This window comes from Erythrobacter donghaensis (genome assembly GCF_001557325.1).
Classification (GTDB): Bacteria; Pseudomonadota; Alphaproteobacteria; order Sphingomonadales; family Sphingomonadaceae; genus Erythrobacter; species Erythrobacter donghaensis_B.
Genome location: NZ_LSJS01000134.1, coordinates 12,272 through 29,988 on the forward strand (window position 1 = coordinate 12,272; position 17,717 = coordinate 29,988).

Consider the following 17,717-nt stretch of genomic DNA (forward strand, 5'->3'; position numbering starts at 1 on the left):
GAGCGCCGGTCATGTGAATGCAATCTAGTGCGCAGGCCTATTCACTCAATATCGGGAAGCGGCAAGGAATGCTGCGGGGCCTGCAAGGCGTTCTTGTGTAACCCGAGGGTGGCGGGCGGCAGGTCGAACAGGACGGGCGCGTGGGTGTAGAGCACGCCCGCGCGCACCTCGCGCCCCGGGTAGATCGCCTCGAGCGCGGCGACATAGGCCGCCATCTGCCTGAGTGTGGCGAGCGGGATGTCGGCGATGGTGGCAGGCGGGCGGCGGGTGGTCTTGAAGTCGACCACGGTGATGCGCGCAGGCTCGATCAGCAGGCGGTCGGCGGTGCCGGCGACGACGACGCCGTCGACCGTGGCGGCCAGCGGCACCTCGGCGAGCGCTTGGGGGGAGAAGATCGGGGCGAAGTCAGGGTGGTCGAGAACGGCAAGCGCGGCTTCGAGCATCTCGTCGTGCATCGCTTGCGGAAGGTCGGCGGCCTGCCGTGCGAGCCAGCTCCGCGCCGCGACGGAGCGGGTCTCGGGCGGCACGTCGGGCAGGCGCTCGAGCAGCGCGTGGATCAGGCTCCCGCGCCTTGCGGCATGGCGCGCGGCCTCGGGGTCGAGCGGCGGGGCGACGCCCCCCTCCTCGCCGGCCGCCGAAGGCGCGAGCGGGCGCGGCGGGCGGGGCTCCTCGCCGATCGCGGTGGTGACCCAGCGCGGGAGCGTGACCTCGGCGGCGGCCTGCGCCCGGGCGGCGTCATCGGACACCAGCGGTTCGGCGCGCTCGCCCCACTCGCGGCGGGTGCCCCACACGGGGTCGTCGATCGGTGCCTCCTCGAAAAGCGGCGCGAGGCGGGCGTACCAGCTGTCGGGATGCGGCGTGCCGGCCTTGGCCTCGCGCTTGCCGAGCGAGCCGCCGATGAACAGCGCCTCTTCGGCGCGGGTCATGGCAACGTAGAGCAGGCGCCAGTGCTCCTGCATCACGGCGGCCGCCTTGGCCGCCTCGGCCTCGGCGATGCGGCCCTTTCGCTCGTCCTTGCCGAGCGGCGGGAGCGGCACGAGGCGCTTGCGGTCGGGCTGGTGGCCGAGCGGGTCGTCCTCCAGTTCGAGATCCCCCGCCTCGCCCGGCGCGCCGGTGGCGTCGGCGAGGATGACGATCGGGGCCTGCAAGCCTTTTGAGCCGTGGACGGTCATCACCCGCACCTGCCCGGCGGCGCTGTCGCTGTCGCGCTTGAGGTCGCCCGTCCCGGCGTCGAACCAGGCGATGAAGCCCGCAAGGCTCGGCCAGTGCTCGGCCTCATAAGCGAAGGCGGCGTTGAGGAGCTCGTCGAGCGGGTCGTTGGCCTCGACCCCGAGCCGTTCGACCAGCCGGGCGCGGCCCTGCCACGGGCCGGTGAGCAGCCAGGCGATCAGGCCTTGCGGGGTGTGGTAATCGGCACGGCGGAGCAGGTCACGCAGCCGCGCGGCGGTCTCGGCGACGAAAGCGGGGGCATCCTCGCGCTTGAGGTGCTCCCACAGGCGCTGCCTCGGCTTGCGCGGGACATGGGCGAGGAGGTCATCCTGCGTCCAGCCCATCAGCGGGGATGCGAGGAGGTTGGCAAGGCTGAGGTCATCCTGCGGCTGCGCGGCGAACCTGAGCGCGGCGAGCACGTCCTTCACCGCCAACGGCGCGCCGAGCCGCAGCCGGTCGACCCCCGCCACCGGCACGCCCCGCGCATGGAGCTTGGCGACGATCTGCGCGGCGAGCTCCTTGCGCTGGCGCACCAGCACCATGATGTCGCCCGCTGTGGCATGGCGGCGGGTGCCCTTGGCGAGCACGAACGGCTCGGTGCCGCCCACCCAGCGCTTGACCTGATCGGCGATGTTCTGGGCGAGCAGCGTGTCGTGTCGCGGCAGCCAGTCCTGTCCGCCATCTTCGCTGTCGTCCTCCTCGTCGGCGGCCTCGGCCTTGTCCGGCGCGACAGGCGGCCACAGGGTGACGAGCCCCGGACGCTCGGCGCCCTTGTGCTCGGCCGGCTCCTTGTCGAGCCCGAACGCGTCGAACCCGAGCATCGCGATCACCCGGTTGACGAAGCCGAGCACGATCTGCGCGGTGCGGTAGGAGGTACCGAGGTCGAGGTCTCGCCAGCCCGGCTCGCGGCGGTTGGTGCGGCTCTGGCGGATGCCCTGCTGTGCGGCGTCGATCCGGGCGAAGATGCGCTGCTTGGCGCGGGCGAAGTTCTCGGGGCTGGTGCCCTGGAAGCCGAAGATCGCCTGCTTGTAATCGCCCACGGTGAAGACCGTGCGCAGCTTGTCCCCGCGCGCGCCCTCGCCGGTGAAGAAGTCGTCGATCAGCGCCTCGACGATGTCCCACTGGCCGCGGTTGGTGTCCTGCGCCTCGTCGATCAGGATGTGATCGAAATGGCGGTCGAGCTTGTAGCGGATCCAGTCGGCCGCCTCGGACCGGCCGAGCAGATCGGCGGCCTTGCGGATCAGGTCGCCGAAGTCGAGCAGACCCTCGCGCGCCTTGCGCTCCTCCCAGCGCACCGCGAAGGCGCGGCCGATTTCGAGCGCGGAGGTGACGATCTCGGCGCAGGCGAGCAAGGCGCGGCGCTCTTCAAATTTGGCCACCTGTTCGCCCACCGTTTGCTGATAGGAAACAAAGTCCGGGTCGGCCTTCGTTGCGTGCCGCAAGTTGCCATTGGGCAAAAGTTCGCTGTTTAGCACTCCGCCCACCAGACAATCCAACGCGCCGGAGCGCTGATGTTCGTTGAGCTTAATCCACCTCTCTATACCCGCGATGGACTTCTCGCCCGAAGGTTTGCCCCATTGCCTGAGTGCCTCAAGGATCGCCACAAGCGCATCGTCAGGGAAGATGTCCGGGTGGAGTGGTTCAGCTGCCCATTCCTCCCCCGCATCAGCCGGCATCCCCAGCGTCTGGCGCACCCGCGCACCCATCGGCGATTGCCAGCTGCCCGGCCCCTCCCACATCTCCTGCGCGTCCGCCGCGCGCATCAGCCACTTGTGCAGGGCCGCCGGATCCTTGCGGGTGGTGAAGGTCTCAAGTCCATCGAGGATGCGCACATCATTGGTGCGCTCGGCCTCCTCGAACATGTCGGTCAGCACCTCGCGGGCGAGCAGTTCGCGGCTGCGGTCATCCATCACGCGGGTGCCGGGGGCAAGGTTCGCCTCCTCGGGGAAATTGCCGATCAGGAACTGCGCGAAGGCGTGGATGGTGTCGATCCGGAGCCCCCCGCCGGGGCAATCGAGCACGCTGGCAAAAAGCGTGCGCGCGCGCTCCTGCGTGGCCGGACCGAAATCCGCGCCGAGATGCTTCAGCTCCTTGCCCAGCGTCCCCGCATCGAGCCGCACCCAGCGCGCCAGCACCGCATTGATGCGGTTCGCCATCTCGGCGGCGCCCGCCTTCGTGAAGGTGAGGCACAGGATCTGCGATGGCGCCACATCCTCGCGCAGCAGCAGCCTGAGCACCCGCGCGGAGAGCACCTGCGTCTTGCCCGTCCCTGCCGAGGCCGAGAGCCAGACATTGTCCTCGGGATCGGCCGCAAGCAGCTGATTCTCCTGAAGCGGAAAGACAAGCCCGTTCCCACCGCTCACGGCTTCGCCTCCTTCTCGGTGAGGCGCACCAGCCATTCCTCGAGGCGCATCAGCTGGTCGTAATCGGTATAGCCCTTGTAATCGGGGTTTTCGCGCGCCCGGAACGGTGCGCGACCCTTGACGTATTCGCTGATGGCGAAACGCAGCTTCTCGAGATGATGCGGCAGGAATTCCTCAGGCGTGAGGCCCTTCTTGGCCTGCCCCACCTTCATCGGCGTTTCGCGCTTGCCGAAGCTGCCGTCATCCTTCTTGAACGACCAGTACTCGAAGGCGGTGGCCGCGCCCTGCACCACCCTGCCCGTGTCATTGTCGGCAAAGCGGCCACGTTCCGCGATCAGGCCCAGCAGGCCGAGTTGCAGCGCAAATCCCGCCTTCACCTCCTCCTTGGAAGGCACGCGCCCGGTCTTGTAGTCGACGATCCCGAGCGTGCCGTCCGCGAGCCGGTCGATCCGGTCCGCGCGGCCCTGCACCTTCACCCCGTCCACCTCCATCTCGCCGGAAATCTCAGTGGCGAGCACCGTGCGGCCCTTTTCGGAAGCGTCCGCTTCGATCCAGCCCTCGAAGCGCTCGAGCGCGGCGATCAGGCGCGGCTGCCACAGCGCGCGGAACAGCGGGTGGACGCGCTGCTCGCGGAAATGGGCGGCCGCATAGGGCGCGAGCGCGAGGCCGGGCTGGCGCTCCTTCGCCTTGTGCCAGCCATCGAGGATCTCGTGCACCAGCGTGCCCCGCAGCGCCGGATCGCTGAAGGGATCGGCGGCCAGCGGATCGAGCCGCCGCAGGTCGAGGATCGCCTGCGCGTAGAACTGGTAGGGATCGCCCAGCAGCCGGTCCAATGCGGTCACCTTGATCGGCACATCACGCAAGGAAGGTGCGGGATCGGGCGCGGGGCGCGGATAGGGTTCGGCAGTCGGGCGCAGACGGTCGAGATGCGGGAGGATCGCAGGGATGGTGCGCTCGCGATGCTCCTTGTCGAGATCCGCGCCCAGCAGCGCTTCGACCCGGAGCAGGAAACGCGAGGGCAGCGTCGGCCCCTCGGCATCGCGCAGGCTCCGCGAGAGTACCACCTGCGGCGCTCCCATCGCGCCTGCGAGGTCATGCGCGGCAAGGCCGATGCGGAAGTCGGCGCCCGGCACGCCGAGTGCGCGCAGCACCGCAGGCGCCAGCAGCGCGTCGGCACCGGCGGGCTGCGGCCAGGAGCCTTCGTTGAGCCCACCGCAAATGACCAGATCGGCGCGCGCCATGCGCGCCTCGAGCAGGCCGTAAATGGCCACACGCGGGTGCCCGCCATAGCCGGGGCGCACCGCAACCGGTTCCATCGCATCGCGCAGGACGCCTGCGAGGTCGGCGGTCTCGATCATCGTCCCGAGCGCCTCGGCTGTCCCGCGCAGGTCCTCGACCAAATGGCCCAAGGCGCGGCCATCCTCGCGCTCCCAGATGGCGGAGCGGGCGAAGGCTTCGGCGGCGACGGCAAAGCGGGTGAGCGCCTCGGCGAGCGCAATCTCCTGCGGCCAGTCGGCGAGCGGGGCGACCAGCACCTCGGCCTCCTCCCACCATTCGACGATCTTGGCCTTGGCCGCCGCCGCGCGCAGCGGTTCCATGCCGGGGGCAGGCGAAGGCCCCCGCAGCTGGCGGTCGAACGCGCGCAGCCCCCTGAGCCAGTCGCCGCGGGCAAGGCCGTCCCAGCTTTGCACCAATGGGTGACCGAAAGCCGCGACGAGGTTGGCGGGATCCGGATCATTGGCGGCGATCTCCGCAAGCAGCCCGAACAAGCGCCCGGCGGGCGTCAAAGCCAGCGGGCGACCGGCGGAATCGTCTGCGGCGATATGCCAGCGCTCGAGATGCTGCGCGACGCGGCGCGCCAAGCCGCGATCGGCCGTGACGACGGCGATGCGCTTTTCCGGCACCTCCAGCTGCTGGCGCACCAGCAGGGCGATGGCCTGTGCCTCCTCCTCGATGGTGGCGCTGGCGAGCAGGCGCACCCCGTCAAGCCGCCGGTCCTTCGGCTCGAGCGTGCTCCACGAGCGGCTCGCCTGCGGGGGCAGGAACAGCGCCGAGATCGCGCGGCTGCGCGCCGGGTCCGCGGCGGCGATCCCGCGGCGGTGCCAGGGCTGCACCTCCGCGCGGTTCACGCCCATGCGGTTCAGCAGGAGCTTCAGGTGATACTGCGGGTGCGTCACCGCGTCCTCGGCGCCGAACACCGGGCCGCCGGGTTCCTGCGAGGCTCCCGCGAGGCCCAGCTCGTCCCACGCGGCGGCGTCCATCGTGAGGTCGAGATCGGGGAGCACCACCGCGCCCTGCGGCAGGCTCGCCACCACCCGCAGCAGCCGCGCCAGCGCGGGCGAGGCGCTGGTGACACCCGCGGCGATGATCGGGTGCGGCGGCGGCGTCTCGCGCCAGCGCTTCGCCGCGTGATCGAACAGCATGTTCCGGCGCGTGGCGGCATCGACCTCGCCGCGCGCGTTCAGCGCCATCTGCCAGCGGATATTGACGAGGCCGAACAGCCTGATCGATCGCTTCCAGTGCTCGGCCAGGCCCGCGACGCTGTCCATCACCGCCTCGCCGAGCAGGTCTTCGACCTCCTTCTCCTCGACCAGCAGCCGGTCCATCGTCCGCGCCATCTCGCGCGCAAGGTTGAGGCGGGCGCGGCCGGGGAGCGGGGACATGCCTTCCTCGGCGCGGGCCTCGGCGATCAGGCGGTCCAAGGTCAGCCAGCGCCGCACCGGATCGCAGGCCGGGGGGATGTCAGCCGCGCCCAGCGGGTCGAGCGCGGCTCCCAGCTTTTCGTCGAGATCGAGGTCGCCCACCGCGATCATGCGCGGCATCAGCAGCCCGCCCTCGCCGTTCTCGCCCGCGTGGCGGATGAAGGCTTCCGTCAACGTGCGCGCGGCGCGGCTGGAGGGCACCAGAAGGGTAAGGCGCGCAAGGCCAAAGCCCTCCTCGCGGTAGCGCGGCACGAGGCCTGCGACGAGCGCATCGGCAAAACCGCGATGCGCGGCGATGGAGTAGACGAGCGGGCCGGGCGCGCGCGGCTCAGCCACCCGCCAGCGCTTCCTCGGTCGGGCGGATCGCCTGCGGCGTGCCGACCTCGAACCACAGGCCGGTGAAGCTGAGGCCGTAGAGCCGTCCCACGGCGATGGCGCGCTCCCACAGCAGCATCGTGCCGAACGGCCCTTGCGGCGTGTCGCGCAGCAGGCGGTGGCTGACGAGCTGGATGCCGGTGTAGATGAAGGGCGCGATCCGCCCCGGCCGGCGACGCGAAATGCGGCCCATCGGGTCCATGTGGAAATCCCCCGGCCCCTGAAAGTTGCAGGCGCGCGCGTGCGGCACGACCAGCAGCAGCGCGTCCATCGCTTGCCCGTCCCAGCGGCGCGAGAGTTCGTGGAACGCGCTCTTGGGCCCGTCGAGCCAGATGTTGTCGGCATTGAGGGCGAAGAAGGGGTCGGGCAGCTGCGGCAGGGCCTTGACCATCCCGCCCCCGGTCTCGAGGAGCAGGTCGCGCTCGTCCGAGACCGTGACCTTGGGGGCCGCGCGGGCGAGGACATGCGCCTCCAGCGCGTCGGCGAGGTAGTGGACATTGACCACCGCCTTCGCGATCCCCGCCTCGGCAAGGCGATCGAGGGCGTGGTCGATCAGCGGCTTGCCCGCCACCCGCACCATCGGCTTGGGCTGGCTCGCGGTCAGCGGCCGCATCCGCTTGCCCAGCCCGGCGGCGAGGATCATCGCAGTGTCGGAGGCGAGCTTGCTCACGTGGCGAAGGCTCCGTTGGCGGCGCGCAGATCGGCCGGGATATTGGCGTCGAACCACGCCGCCACGGGCTCCAGCGCGGGGTGCGCAAGGTCGCGCTCCAAGGCCGCCCAGACCCGCGGGATCATCGCGAGGTAGCGCGGCTTGCCGTCGCGTGCGTTCAGCCGGGTGAAGATGCCCACGATCTTGGCATTGCGCTGCGCGCCGAGCGTCGCGTAATCGGCGAGGAAGTCGTCATCCGCCCCGCCCACGGCTTGCGCATAGTGAAGCAGCATCGCGGTCTCGAGATGCACATCGACATCGCGCCGGGCGTCCTGGAGCAGCGATACGAGGTCGTAGGCCGGGTGGCCGACCAATGCGTCCTGGAAGTCGATCAGCCCCTGCGGCGCGGTGGGCTTGCCGCCGAGCAGCATGATGTTCTCGGCGTGATAATCGCGCAGCACCGTCACGCCGGGATTCTGCCGCGCCAGCACCGGGGTGAGCACCGCCTCCCACGCCGCAGCATAGCCCGCAGCGTCAACTTCAAGCCCCTGGGCCGGGCACCACCACTCGGTCAGCAGCGCCGCCTCGCGCTGGTAGACCGCCATGTCGTAGAGCGCGAAGGGCCCGGGCGGCAGGCGGTGGAGCGCGGCGAGGGCATCGACCGCAGCCGCGTAGGCCGCCCGCTCCTCGCCCGGATTGGCATCGAGCCAGTCGCGCATCCGGTCATTACCGAAATCCTCGGTCAGCACCCAGCCTTGCGGCGCATCCTCGGCGAAGACCGCAGGCGCGCGCATGCCGTGACCGCCCAGCCAGTGCGCGACATGGAGAAAGGGCGCGGGATCCTCGTGCGGCGGGGGCGCGTGCATCAGCATCGCGGCCTCGCCAACGCCGTTCTCCGTGGGGCGGGTGAGGCGGAAATAGCGCCGGAACGAGGCATCGCCGGGCAGCGGCTCGACGCGCGCATCGGCCCATCCGGCCCGGGAAATGAAATCGGCAAGACCTTCGGGAAGCGCGTTCATGGCATCCGCCCTAACCAATCAGCCCCGCCGCGGGCAATCGCAATCCGTCCGCCTTCCCCGCTTTCTCCTCGCGGTCCGAGGCTGATCGCAAGGCACCCCGGTTCATGGCCGAAGCCCCCGGCATTCTGCGGCCATTCCGCCAGCAGCACCGCGCCCTCGCGGTAATCGTCGAGCCCGATTTCGGTGAGCTCGGCCGGATCTTCGAGCCGGTAGAAATCGGCATGGACCACCGCGAGGCGCAGAGGCGGCGCGGCATAGGTCTCGATGATCGTGAAGGTTGGCGAGGGCACCTCGTCCGCATGGCCCAGGGCGGCGAGGATCGCGCGGGCGAGCGTGGTCTTGCCCGCCCCGAGCCCGCCTTCCAGCGCCACCACATCCCCCGCGCGCAGCCGCGCCGCGATGCGCGCGCCATAGGCCGCCATCGCCGCCGGATCAGGGAGCACCTCGCGCGCTTCCATCACGGCACGCGAATCGTCGCCGTGGTGCCTGCGCCCTTGCGGCTGACGATCTCGAGCGTGCCGTCATGCGCCGCGATCAGCTGGCGGGCGAGCGGGATGCCGAGCCCGGTGCGGCGCTCGGGCGCGCCCTCGCCGCCGGGCCGCACCCCGCCCTGCGCAATCGCCAGCTCCTGCGCGCTCATGCCGCGGCCATTGTCGGCAATGCTGATCTCGACATTCCACCCGGCGTCCGGATCACTCGCGCGGCGGATCTCGATCACGATACGGCCGCCGTCGGGGGTTCCGGCGATGGCATTGTCGAGGAGGTTTCCGATCGCGCGTCCCATCTGGCGCGGATCGGCTTCGATCACCCTGCCCCGGCGCCCCTTGAGGTCGAGGCTGAGGCCAGCGGTGATGATCGCCTGCTCACGCTCGCGCACCAGCGTGGTGAGGAAGTCGAGCACGTCCACGCGCTCCTTGCGGATCGGCAGCAGCCCCGCCTCGGACTGCGACAGATCGAGCACGTTCTCGACCTGCTCGGTCAGGCGCTCGACCGCGGCGAGGATCGCATCGACATATTCGCCCGCCGCCGCAGGGTCGGCCGCCGCGCCGCTCTTGAGCAGTTCGGCATAGCCGCCGATGGTGGTGAGCGGCGTGCGGAACTCGTAGCTCATATTGGCGAGGAACTTGGCCTTGACCGCATCGGCCTCCTCCAGCGCCTCGGCACGCTCGCGCAGGGCCTGCTCGGCCTTCTGCGAGGCGGTGATGTCGAGCACCGTCAGGAGCCCGTTGCCGTCGGGCAGCGGAATACCCGCGAACCGCAACGTGCGCCCGTCGGCGAGCTCCACCTGCCCGCCCTTCTCGCGCCGGTCGAGTGTCGCGGCGCGCACCGCCGCGCCGATCATCGCGGCCTCCTCGGGACGCACGAGGTTGCGCCCGATCGCGCTCAGCAGCTCGTCGGCGCTGGGGTGGCGGTCGAGCAGGTCGGAGGTGAGGCCCCAGGTCCCCGCAAAGCTGCGGTTCCAGAGCTGTACCGAACCATCGGGCGCGAAGATGGCGAGGGCTTCGAACAGGCTGTCGAGCGTCGCGGTGCGGGTGCGCAGCAGCGTGTCGCGCACTGCCGAGAGCGCGAGGCTCTCGGTGCGGTCCTCGGTAATCAGAACCAGCCCCCCGTCGGGCATCGGCTGGGCGACAACGCGCAGATGCGTGCCGCCGGGCAGCGGCCAGGCCTCCTCCAGCGCGTCCCGCATCCCGAACCACGCGGTGCGTTCACGCCGCCATTCGGGAAAGTCGCGCACCTCGGGCGTGCGCCCGCGCTCGCGCGCCTCGGCGAGGAAGCGCTCGAACGGGGTATGCGCCTCGATCGCGTCGTCCATCAGGCTGAACAACCGGCGGAAGGGACGGTTGGCGAAGGTCAGGCGTTCGTCGGCATCGAACAGCGCTACGCCGACCGAAAGCTGGTCGAGCAGCGCGCGCTGGGCATCGCGAAAGGCGCGGAAGTTGCGCGCGACCTGCTGCTGCTCCTCGATGTCGATGGCATAGCCCGCCACGCCCTCCTGCCCGAGCGGCAGATCCGAGACCCGCAGGGTGCGCCGCGCGCCGAGGATGGTCGCGGCAACGATGCGTTCCGAGGCGTTCTGGCTCTGAAGGCTGGCGCGCGCAATGTCGGCGGGCGAGCGGCCGTCCTCGGGCTCGAGCAGTTCGATCTGCCCCTGCACCACCTCGGCCGCGCTGACCGCGCCGACGGCATCGACGTAGGCCTGGTTGACGAGTTGGAGCTTCAATTCGGCGTCGCGGAACCACATCGGCATGGGCGCGGCCTCGATCAGCCCGACGAGCGCGGCGAAGTCTCCGGTGGCGCGGGCGGCGGCGGCGCGCAGCCGGGCCATCTCGGCGTGGCTTTCGGTGAAATCGAACACCCACACCAGCGCCGCCCCGCCCGGCGAGACCTGCGGATCGGCAAGCGCGCCGTAGAGCGCAAGGCTGCGCTGCGAGCCGGGCAGATTGATCGCCATGCGGAACGGCGCCGCGCTCTTCTGGGTGGTCTGGATCTTGCTCCACAGCTGGTCGAGCTGCATCTGCGCGAGCCCGCCCGCCTTGGGATTTCCCGGCGGCGCTGCGAGTTCGGAAAGGTATTTGGGCATGCTCGCCAGGCCCAGCATTCTTGCGAGCCGCTCGGGCGCCTCGATCCGGCCGTCGACCCGCACCAGCAGCGGCAGCGCCGGGGCGACATCGAGCAGGGTCTGCATCCGCTTGACGCTGGTGCGCAGCGCCTTGGCCCGGTGCGCGCTGCGGTTGGCGCGCAGCACGACAACGCCCGCCCCCACCGCCCAGGCGGCAAGAACGAGCGCGATCAGCACCAGCGAGAGCGGCGAGAGGTCCATCGCCCAACCGCTATGCGCGCACGCGCGGGAGTGCAACGGGGGACAGCCCGCCCGCCCCCAACCCTGTGGTCAAACAGGCTGAGACGGGCGAGCCGTGTGACTTAGTAGCGGTAGTGATCCGGCTTGAACGGGCCGGCCTGCGGCACGCCTATATAGCTCGCCTGCTTGTCCGACAGCTGGGTCAGCTTGACGCCGAGCTTCTCGAGGTGGAGTGCGGCGACCTTCTCGTCGAGGTGCTTGGGGAGGACATAGACGTCGTTGTCGTATTCGTCCGCCTTGGTGAACAGCTCGATCTGGGCGAGGGTCTGGTTGGTGAAGCTCGCGCTCATCACGAAGCTCGGGTGACCGGTGGCGCAGCCGAGGTTCACGAGGCGGCCCTTGGCGAGCACGATGATCGACTTGCCATCGGGGAAGGTGACGAGGTCGGTGCCTTCCTTGATTTCCTTCCACTCGTAGTTGGAGAGCGCGGCGATCTGGATCTCGCTGTCGAAGTGGCCGATGTTGCACACGATCGCCATCGGCTTCATGTTCATCATGTGCTCGGCGGTGATGACGTCCTCGTTGCCGGTGGCGGTGACGAAGATGTCGGCGCGCTTGACGGCGTCTTCCATGGTGACGACCTCGAAGCCGTCCATCGCGGCCTGGAGCGCGCAGATCGGGTCGATCTCGGTGACCATCACGCGGGCGCCGCCGTCACGCAGCGAGGCGGCCGAGCCCTTGCCGACATCGCCGTAGCCCGCAACGCAGGCGACCTTGCCGGCCAGCATCACGTCGGTCGCGCGGCGGATCGCGTCGACCAGCGATTCCTTGCAGCCATAGAGATTGTCGAACTTCGACTTGGTGACCGAGTCGTTCACGTTGATCGCCGGGAAGGGCAGCTTGCCCGCCTTGGCGATCTGGTAGAGGCGCATCACGCCCGTGGTGGTCTCTTCCGAGACGCCCTTGATCGCCTTGACGGTCTTGGTGAGGTAGCCGGGCTTGGCGGCGACGAAGGCCTTGAGCGCGCGCTGGAACTCGATCTCCTCGGCGTTGGTCGGCTCGCCCATTTCCTCGCCCGCCTCGATGCGCGCGCCCCACAGCGCGAACATGGTGGCATCGCCGCCGTCGTCGAGGATCATGTTGGCGGTGAGATCGGGATCGGCCTCGCTCGACCAGTCGAAGATGCGGCCCACATAGTCCCAGTAGTCCGCCAGCGTCTCGCCCTTGATGGCGAACACGGGGATGCCGCGCGCGGCGATGGCGGCGGCGGCGTGGTCCTGGGTCGAGAAGATGTTGCAGGTCGCCCAGCGCACCTCGGCGCCCAGCGCCACGAGGGTCTCGATCAGCACCGCGGTCTGGATCGTCATGTGCAGCGAGCCGGTGATGCGCGCGCCCTTGAGCGGCTGCGAGGCGCCGTACTCCGCGCGCAGCGCCATCAGGCCCGGCATCTCGGTCTCGGCGATCATGATCTCGTCGCGGCCGAACTGGGCGAGCGCGATGTCCTTGATGACGTATTCGGTGGTCGGATTGGCGGCGAGGGTGGCCATCGTTTCTATCTCCTATGCACAGATAGGCACCCGCGAGGCGGGCTATCTGCTTATGCGGCTAGCCCCCTAGCGGCACATCGCCGCCGAGGCAAATATAAACTTATCTTTATATGTCTAATTCTTGCCCGCCACACCGCCCCGCGATAGAGAGCGCGCGCAGATGCACCCCCCAACACAGGACACACCCGCAATGACCATCTCCGTTGGCGACAAGCTTCCCGAAGTCACCCTGATCAAGGCCACCGCCGAAGGCCCGCAGGCGGTCAAGTCCTCCGAATACTTCGCGGGCAAGAAGGTCGCCCTGTTCAGCGTGCCCGGCGCCTTCACCCCGACCTGCTCGGCCAAGCACCTGCCCGGCTTCGTCGAGAAGGCCGCCGAGCTCAAGGCCAAGGGCGTCGACGAGATCGTCGGCACCGCGGTCAACGACGCCTTCGTGATGGGCGCCTGGAACAAGGCCGCCGGCAGCGACGACATCACCATGCTCGCCGACGGCAATGCCGAATTCGTCGAGGCGATCGGCCTCACCATGGACGGCTCGGGCTTCGGCCTCGGCAAGCGCGGCCAGCGCTTCTCGATGGTGATCAACGACGGCGTGGTCGAGCAACTGAATGTCGAGGAACCCGGCGACTTCCGCGTCTCGAGCGCGGAACACATGCTCGGCCAGCTGTAAGGCTTTTCCGACAGACCCGAAAGAAAGGGGGCGCCTCCCGCAACGGGGGCGCCCCTTTTTCATCGGAGCCGACAGGAACCGCGAACCGGGTCAGTCGCAATTGTAGGGCTTGCCATCGATGTATTCGTCACACACGGCAAACAGATACAATTCGCCAGGCGCACCGATCACTGTTTTGTCCCTGTGCAATGTGTGACTGATCGCCGGCTTGAACGTGCGGCCCCCGTCATAGCGGTTGTCGTGCAGCGTGCCGATGGTGAACCGGCTCATCGCAAAGCCGCCGATGTCCGGAATGTAAACAACCTCCCGGCCGTCGGAGCCGATCCACTTGTATTCATAGATCGTGTAGGCCTCGCCATCTTCAGAGCGACGGTCGGACTCCCGGTAGAAACTTCGGCAAGGCTCGGGTTCTTCGAGGCCGTCAGCCGGGAAAATGCAATTCTGCGGGAAATTTTCCTGCCAAGTATCGTTATCGGCAGCGGCAGGCCCGCTGAGCAGAAAAGCCAATAGCGACAAAGCCCCAAGCCTCCGTGCCATCAGGGACATGGCCTTGACCTGCTGCGGCAAACGTCCGGTCATGTCAGAGGCGGCGCTCCGTAAGCGACCCACAGCGCCAGCAACCCTGCGAGGCCGCAGGCGAGCAGCCCCCTCACCCAAGGCACGGGGCCGATCCCGGTGACACCCGCAAGCGGCGGGCGGCTGCCGCCGACCATCGGGCTCAGCAGGTCATCGCCCCGCACGGCATAAAAGCAGATCGCGGCCAGGTGCAGGCCGATCAATCCGGCGATCACCCAGAAGAACGTCTCGTGCAGCTCGGTGATCATGTCGGCGAGCGCCACCCCGACGAGGCTGTTCAAGGGCCCGGTCGTCCCGTCGAAGGGATCGCCCGCGAACAGCCCGAGGCTGACCTGCAGCAGCATCGCGCCGAGCAGCACCATGGTACTCCACCCGCCCAGCGGCGAATGACCGATGGCAGGCCCAGCGCTGCGATCCCCGCGCAGATAGGCGAGCACCTTCTGCGGCCCCCGGACGAATTGCGCAAAGCGCGCGGTTTCGGGGCCGATGAAGCCCCACAGGATGCGGAACACCAGCAGGCCCAGCAGCACCAGCCCCAGCCGCTTGTGCAGCGCCCACTTGTCGTTCTCCGCCGTCCACCACATGGCCGGGATCAGCAGCGGAAAGCTCCAGTGGACGATCCGCAGCAGCGGGTCCCACACGCTGACGTCAGGTTGCAGGGCCGCGCGCGGCGGCGAGGCTTCGCTCACCTATTTCTTCTCATCGTCGAGCCGGAACTTGTCGTGGCAGCCCTTGCATGCGCCGCCCATTGCCATGGCCTGCGCGCCCACCGCCGCCTTGTCGCCGCCGGTGGCGAGGCTGGCGAGCTTGGCGCTTTCGTCGACCAGCTTCTGCGCGGCGGCCTTGAACTCTTCGGGCGTCTCCCAGATCGCCGGGAGCGCCTCGGTCTTGAAGCCGTCGGCGGTGCTGGTGCCGGCGGGGAAGTGGTTGGGGATCTGGCCCGCACGCGCGTTGATGTCGCTTGCCTTGGCGGCGATCAGTGCAAAATCGGGCGTGTCGCTGTCAAGCTGCCCGCGGATCGCCTTGAAGGCATCGCCGATGGCCTCGAAATTCTCCTCGCGTTGCTTGATGATCGGCGGCACCTCGCCCTTGGCGAGGAAAGCACCCGCTGTGCCTTCGGCGGCCGGATCGGCAGCATCGCCGCCCGAACAGGCGGCCAGCATGGCGACCGGGGCGGCAAGGGCGACCAGACGGCGGGCGGTGAACAGCAGCATCGGTCAGTCTCCTCGGATGGTCTTCGATCGGATCCCGAACGGAAAGCTATGCCGCTTTGTTGCGGGCCGCAAACGGGAAAACGGGGCAGGCTTGTGCAAAAGCCTGCCCCGTTTGCCTGATGCACGCGGCTTGAAGGGTCAGCCGCGCGTGCTGCCCGCGGCGTTATCGGCCTCGGCGAGCAGCGCTGCGCGATCGGCCTCGACCAGCGCGAGCATGGCGCTGCGGATCGTGTCGCGCCGCCCCTCGACGATCCGGTCGATTGCCTTGCTCTGGGTTTCGCACCAGCCGGGCCGCGTTCCGCCCACGACCTTGTCGCGGGTGAGCACGCGCTGCGAGCGGAAGGCTTCGCCGACCCTCGCGATCCGCTCCACCTCGAGCCGGGCGCTCCACCGGCATGCAAGCGTGCTCGGCCGGCCGGGGGCACCGGCAGCGCCGACCTGGCGCGTGCTGACCGTTACAGTTCCCTTGTAGTCGGCCGAAATCGGCCCTTCGGCGTGATCGATCACCACCTCGTGCTCGAGCGCCAAGGCCGGAGCAGCGAGGCAGGCGGCGAGCACGCATGCGCTCATCGCAAGCTTTTTCATGATGGTCTCTCCTGCGGTTTGCGGCCTTTGCGGCCGTCACAGGAGAAGCGCTAGCAGCGGGCGAGCGGGCGGCCAACAATGCCCGGTGGATATCGCCGCGCAAGCCGACGGCCCGCCGCATTGCGCGCGCGGTTCGGCGCGGCGGCGTGCGGGCCGATCAGAATCAGTAGCCCATCAGGCTCATCACTTCCTTGCGGCTGCTGTCGTTGTCGAGGAAGCAGCCGAGGATGCGGCTGGTGATCATGCCGACGCCCGGGGTCTTGACCCCGCGTCCGGTCATGCAGCCGTGCTGCGCCTCGATCACCACCGCCACGCCGTGCGGATCGAGATGGTCCCAGATGCACTGCGCGACCTCGGCGGTCAGGCGCTCCTGGATTTGCAGGCGGCGGGCATAGCCGTGCAGCACCCGGGCGAGCTTGGAGATGCCCACCACCTTGTTGCGCGGCAGATAGGCAATCGCCGCCTTGCCGATGATCGGCGCCATGTGGTGTTCGCAGTGCGATTGGAAGGGGATGTCCTTGAGCAGCACGATCTCGTCATAGCCGCCCACCTCGGTGAACTGGCGGGTGAGGTGGATCGCCGGGTCCTCGCGATAGCCCTCGCAATATTCGAGCCACGCGCGGCCCACGCGCTTGGGGGTGTCGAGCAGACCTTCGCGATTGGGATCGTCGCCCGCCCAGGCGATCAGCGTGCGGATCGCTTCCTGCACATGCTCGGGCACCTCGGGCTTGCCGAGCGGATTTTCCGGATCGAACACATCGTCGTGATCATGGGCGGAGATATGGTTCATGTCAGTTTCGTCTTTCTTCAATCCGCAGCTCCCCGATGGAGCGCCCTCTCGCCTGTCAAGCCCGAGTGTCGTCAACCATCGAACATCCGAGGCGTTCCGCCAAGATACGTCGATTGCCGCCGATGGATGCCGCCGCTACGTGTGGAAATGTAGGCAGGATTTTGCGCAATGCACCCCCCTGACGCCTTCAAAAGGATGCAAATCCATCATGCGCGAGCCTTCTGCCGCTGAATTCGAATCGCTCGCACGCGCCGTGCTGGCGCGCTTGCCCGAGGTGTTCGCGCGCGCGCTCGAGGGCGTGGTGCTGAAGGTGGAGGAGTTTGCCACCGACGAGCAGCTCGATTCGCTCGGGATCGCGGATCCCTACGATCTGACCGGGCTTTACGAGGGCGTGGCGCTGACCGAGCGGACGCAGTGGGACAGCGAGGGGCTCCCGCCCGTCATCACCCTGTTCCGCCAGCCGCTGCTCGCCGAGATGGAGGAGACCGGCGTCGGCTTTGCCGAACTGGTGCGCCACGTGGTGATCCACGAAGCCGGGCATCATTTCGGCCTGTCGGACGATGACATGCACGCGCTCGAGGATTCGGTGGGGGATTGAGGGGCAGCCCAGCTGGGGCTGCGGGGACGCGCAAGTTGGGCCGCGGCACCAAAAAAGCCCGCCTCCGGAAGGAGACGGGCTTTTTTGGCGCACCCGAAAGGATTCGAACCTCTGACCCCCAGATTCGTAGTCTGGTGCTCTATCCAGCTGAGCTACGGGTGCGCGCTGAGGGGGGCCCTTTAGGGGGGCCGTTCGGGCTTGGCAAGTGGGTTCGGATGCAAATCGCCATTATTGGAAGAGCCGCGCGGCCAGCTCTGCGTCGAGCGGCGGCTTGGGCAGCGCGGCGATCTCCTCGGGGGTGAACCAGCCCACCCCGCCGCCCTCGAGCGCACGCGGCTCGCCCTGCCAGCGCGTGAGGCGGTAGAGCAGCAGCACCAGCGCCGGGCCGCCGCGCCCCTGCCCGCCGGCCTCGGCAAAGCCCCAAGGCACGAGATCAACGGCCTCGCTGACGATGCCCAGCTCCTCGGCCAGCTCGCGCACCAGGGCTGCGGCGGGCATTTCGCCGGTCTCGACCTTCCCCCCGGGGAATTCCCATAGTCCGGCGTGATGCTTTCCTTCAGGCCTGAGATGCATCAGCAGCCGCCCGTCCCCGCGCGCGAGCTGGCCGAGGAGCTGGGCAT

15 protein-coding genes and 1 tRNA gene are annotated in these 17,717 nt (G+C 68.9%); 2 read left to right on the forward strand and 14 right to left on the reverse strand.

Annotation, left to right across the window (positions count from 1 at the left end; translation table 11 throughout):
* Positions 1–41: 41 nt before the first annotated feature.
* From addA to ahcY, 7 genes are all read right to left on the reverse strand, one after another.
* On the reverse strand, positions 42–3,572 hold the full coding sequence (gene addA / locus AX692_RS06985) for a double-strand break repair helicase AddA (protein ID WP_230959472.1): 3,531 nt from the start codon (positions 3,570–3,572) through the stop codon (positions 42–44).
* On the reverse strand, positions 3,569–6,610 hold the full coding sequence (gene addB, locus AX692_RS06990) for a double-strand break repair protein AddB (RefSeq protein WP_073973056.1): 3,042 nt from the start codon (positions 6,608–6,610) through the stop codon (positions 3,569–3,571). The genes addA and addB overlap by 4 nt, the downstream gene beginning before the upstream one ends.
* On the reverse strand, positions 6,603–7,319 hold the full coding sequence (locus AX692_RS06995; RefSeq protein WP_230959471.1) for a nucleotidyltransferase family protein: 717 nt from the start codon (positions 7,317–7,319) through the stop codon (positions 6,603–6,605). The genes addB and AX692_RS06995 overlap by 8 nt, the downstream gene beginning before the upstream one ends.
* Positions 7,316–8,317, reverse strand: a complete 1,002-nt coding sequence (locus AX692_RS07000) for an aminoglycoside phosphotransferase family protein (protein ID WP_073973057.1) — start codon at positions 8,315–8,317, stop codon at positions 7,316–7,318. Before AX692_RS07000 ends, AX692_RS06995 begins: the two co-directional genes overlap by 4 nt.
* A complete protein-coding gene (tsaE, locus tag AX692_RS07005; RefSeq protein WP_073973058.1) occupies positions 8,314–8,775 on the reverse strand; it encodes a tRNA (adenosine(37)-N6)-threonylcarbamoyltransferase complex ATPase subunit type 1 TsaE in 462 nt (153 codons plus the stop codon). The genes AX692_RS07000 and tsaE overlap by 4 nt, the downstream gene beginning before the upstream one ends.
* Complete coding sequence (locus AX692_RS07010; RefSeq protein WP_073973059.1) at positions 8,775–11,138, reverse strand: PAS domain-containing sensor histidine kinase; 2,364 nt, start codon at positions 11,136–11,138, stop codon at positions 8,775–8,777. Before AX692_RS07010 ends, tsaE begins: the two co-directional genes overlap by 1 nt.
* 101 nt (positions 11,139–11,239) lie before the next feature.
* Positions 11,240–12,664 (reverse strand): adenosylhomocysteinase, encoded by a 1,425-nt coding sequence (gene ahcY, locus AX692_RS07015; RefSeq protein ID WP_073973060.1) that lies wholly within the window; start codon positions 12,662–12,664, stop codon positions 11,240–11,242.
* 190 nt (positions 12,665–12,854) lie between these two features.
* Between ahcY and AX692_RS07020 the strand changes: the two genes are divergently transcribed.
* The gene (locus tag AX692_RS07020) at positions 12,855–13,334 is read left to right on the forward strand and encodes a peroxiredoxin (RefSeq protein WP_073973061.1); all 480 of its coding nucleotides are present in this window, start codon (positions 12,855–12,857) and stop codon (positions 13,332–13,334) included.
* Between the two features lie 90 nt (positions 13,335–13,424).
* Here AX692_RS07020 and AX692_RS07025 read toward each other — a convergent pair whose 3' ends face one another.
* The 5 genes from AX692_RS07025 to folE all read right to left on the reverse strand — a co-directional run bounded on the left by AX692_RS07025 (position 13,425) and on the right by folE (position 16,499).
* Positions 13,425–13,913: a hypothetical protein gene (locus AX692_RS07025; protein WP_073978119.1), complete on the reverse strand. Its 489-nt coding sequence runs from the start codon at positions 13,911–13,913 to the stop codon at positions 13,425–13,427.
* On the reverse strand, positions 13,910–14,599 hold the full coding sequence (locus tag AX692_RS07030; protein ID WP_073973063.1) for a cytochrome b/b6 domain-containing protein: 690 nt from the start codon (positions 14,597–14,599) through the stop codon (positions 13,910–13,912). The genes AX692_RS07025 and AX692_RS07030 overlap by 4 nt, the downstream gene beginning before the upstream one ends.
* A complete protein-coding gene (locus AX692_RS07035) occupies positions 14,600–15,124 on the reverse strand; it encodes a c-type cytochrome (RefSeq protein WP_073973064.1) in 525 nt (174 codons plus the stop codon).
* 138 nt (positions 15,125–15,262) lie between these two features.
* Positions 15,263–15,709 carry a hypothetical protein gene (locus tag AX692_RS07040; protein ID WP_155645002.1) on the reverse strand — a complete coding sequence of 149 codons (447 nt, stop codon included), beginning with the start codon at positions 15,707–15,709 and terminating at the stop codon, positions 15,263–15,265.
* A gap of 163 nt (positions 15,710–15,872) precedes the next feature.
* Complete coding sequence (gene folE / locus AX692_RS07045; protein ID WP_073973066.1) at positions 15,873–16,499, reverse strand: GTP cyclohydrolase I FolE; 627 nt, start codon at positions 16,497–16,499, stop codon at positions 15,873–15,875.
* A 208-nt stretch (positions 16,500–16,707) separates the two neighbouring features.
* Between folE and AX692_RS07050 the strand changes: the two genes are divergently transcribed.
* Positions 16,708–17,097: a metallopeptidase family protein gene (locus tag AX692_RS07050; protein WP_073973067.1), complete on the forward strand. Its 390-nt coding sequence runs from the start codon at positions 16,708–16,710 to the stop codon at positions 17,095–17,097.
* 85 nt (positions 17,098–17,182) lie between these two features.
* Here AX692_RS07050 and AX692_RS07055 read toward each other — a convergent pair.
* Positions 17,183–17,259: transfer RNA gene (locus tag AX692_RS07055), tRNA-Arg, on the reverse strand.
* Between the two features lie 66 nt (positions 17,260–17,325).
* The coding region (locus AX692_RS07060) for a (deoxy)nucleoside triphosphate pyrophosphohydrolase (protein ID WP_073977609.1) at positions 17,326–17,717 on the reverse strand (392 nt) is incomplete at its 5' end.

Excerpts from the sequence above, each read along its gene's own strand:
- AX692_RS07000 (WP_073973057.1), bottom strand. The coding sequence starts at position 8,317 with ATGAACGCGCTTCCCGAAGGTCTTGCCGATTTCATTTCCCGGGCCGGA.
- tsaE (WP_073973058.1), bottom strand. The coding sequence starts at position 8,775 with ATGGAAGCGCGCGAGGTGCTCCCTGATCCGGCGGCGATGGCGGCCTAT.
- AX692_RS07010 (WP_073973059.1), bottom strand. The coding sequence starts at position 11,138 with ATGGACCTCTCGCCGCTCTCGCTGGTGCTGATCGCGCTCGTTCTTGCC.
- ahcY (WP_073973060.1), bottom strand. The coding sequence starts at position 12,664 with ATGGCCACCCTCGCCGCCAATCCGACCACCGAATACGTCATCAAGGAC.
- AX692_RS07020 (WP_073973061.1), top strand. The coding sequence starts at position 12,855 with ATGACCATCTCCGTTGGCGACAAGCTTCCCGAAGTCACCCTGATCAAG.
- AX692_RS07025 (WP_073978119.1), bottom strand. The coding sequence starts at position 13,913 with ATGACCGGACGTTTGCCGCAGCAGGTCAAGGCCATGTCCCTGATGGCA.
- AX692_RS07035 (WP_073973064.1), bottom strand. The coding sequence starts at position 15,124 with ATGCTGCTGTTCACCGCCCGCCGTCTGGTCGCCCTTGCCGCCCCGGTC.
- AX692_RS07040 (WP_155645002.1), bottom strand. The coding sequence starts at position 15,709 with ATGAAAAAGCTTGCGATGAGCGCATGCGTGCTCGCCGCCTGCCTCGCT.
- folE (WP_073973066.1), bottom strand. The coding sequence starts at position 16,499 with ATGAACCATATCTCCGCCCATGATCACGACGATGTGTTCGATCCGGAA.
- AX692_RS07050 (WP_073973067.1), top strand. The coding sequence starts at position 16,708 with ATGCGCGAGCCTTCTGCCGCTGAATTCGAATCGCTCGCACGCGCCGTG.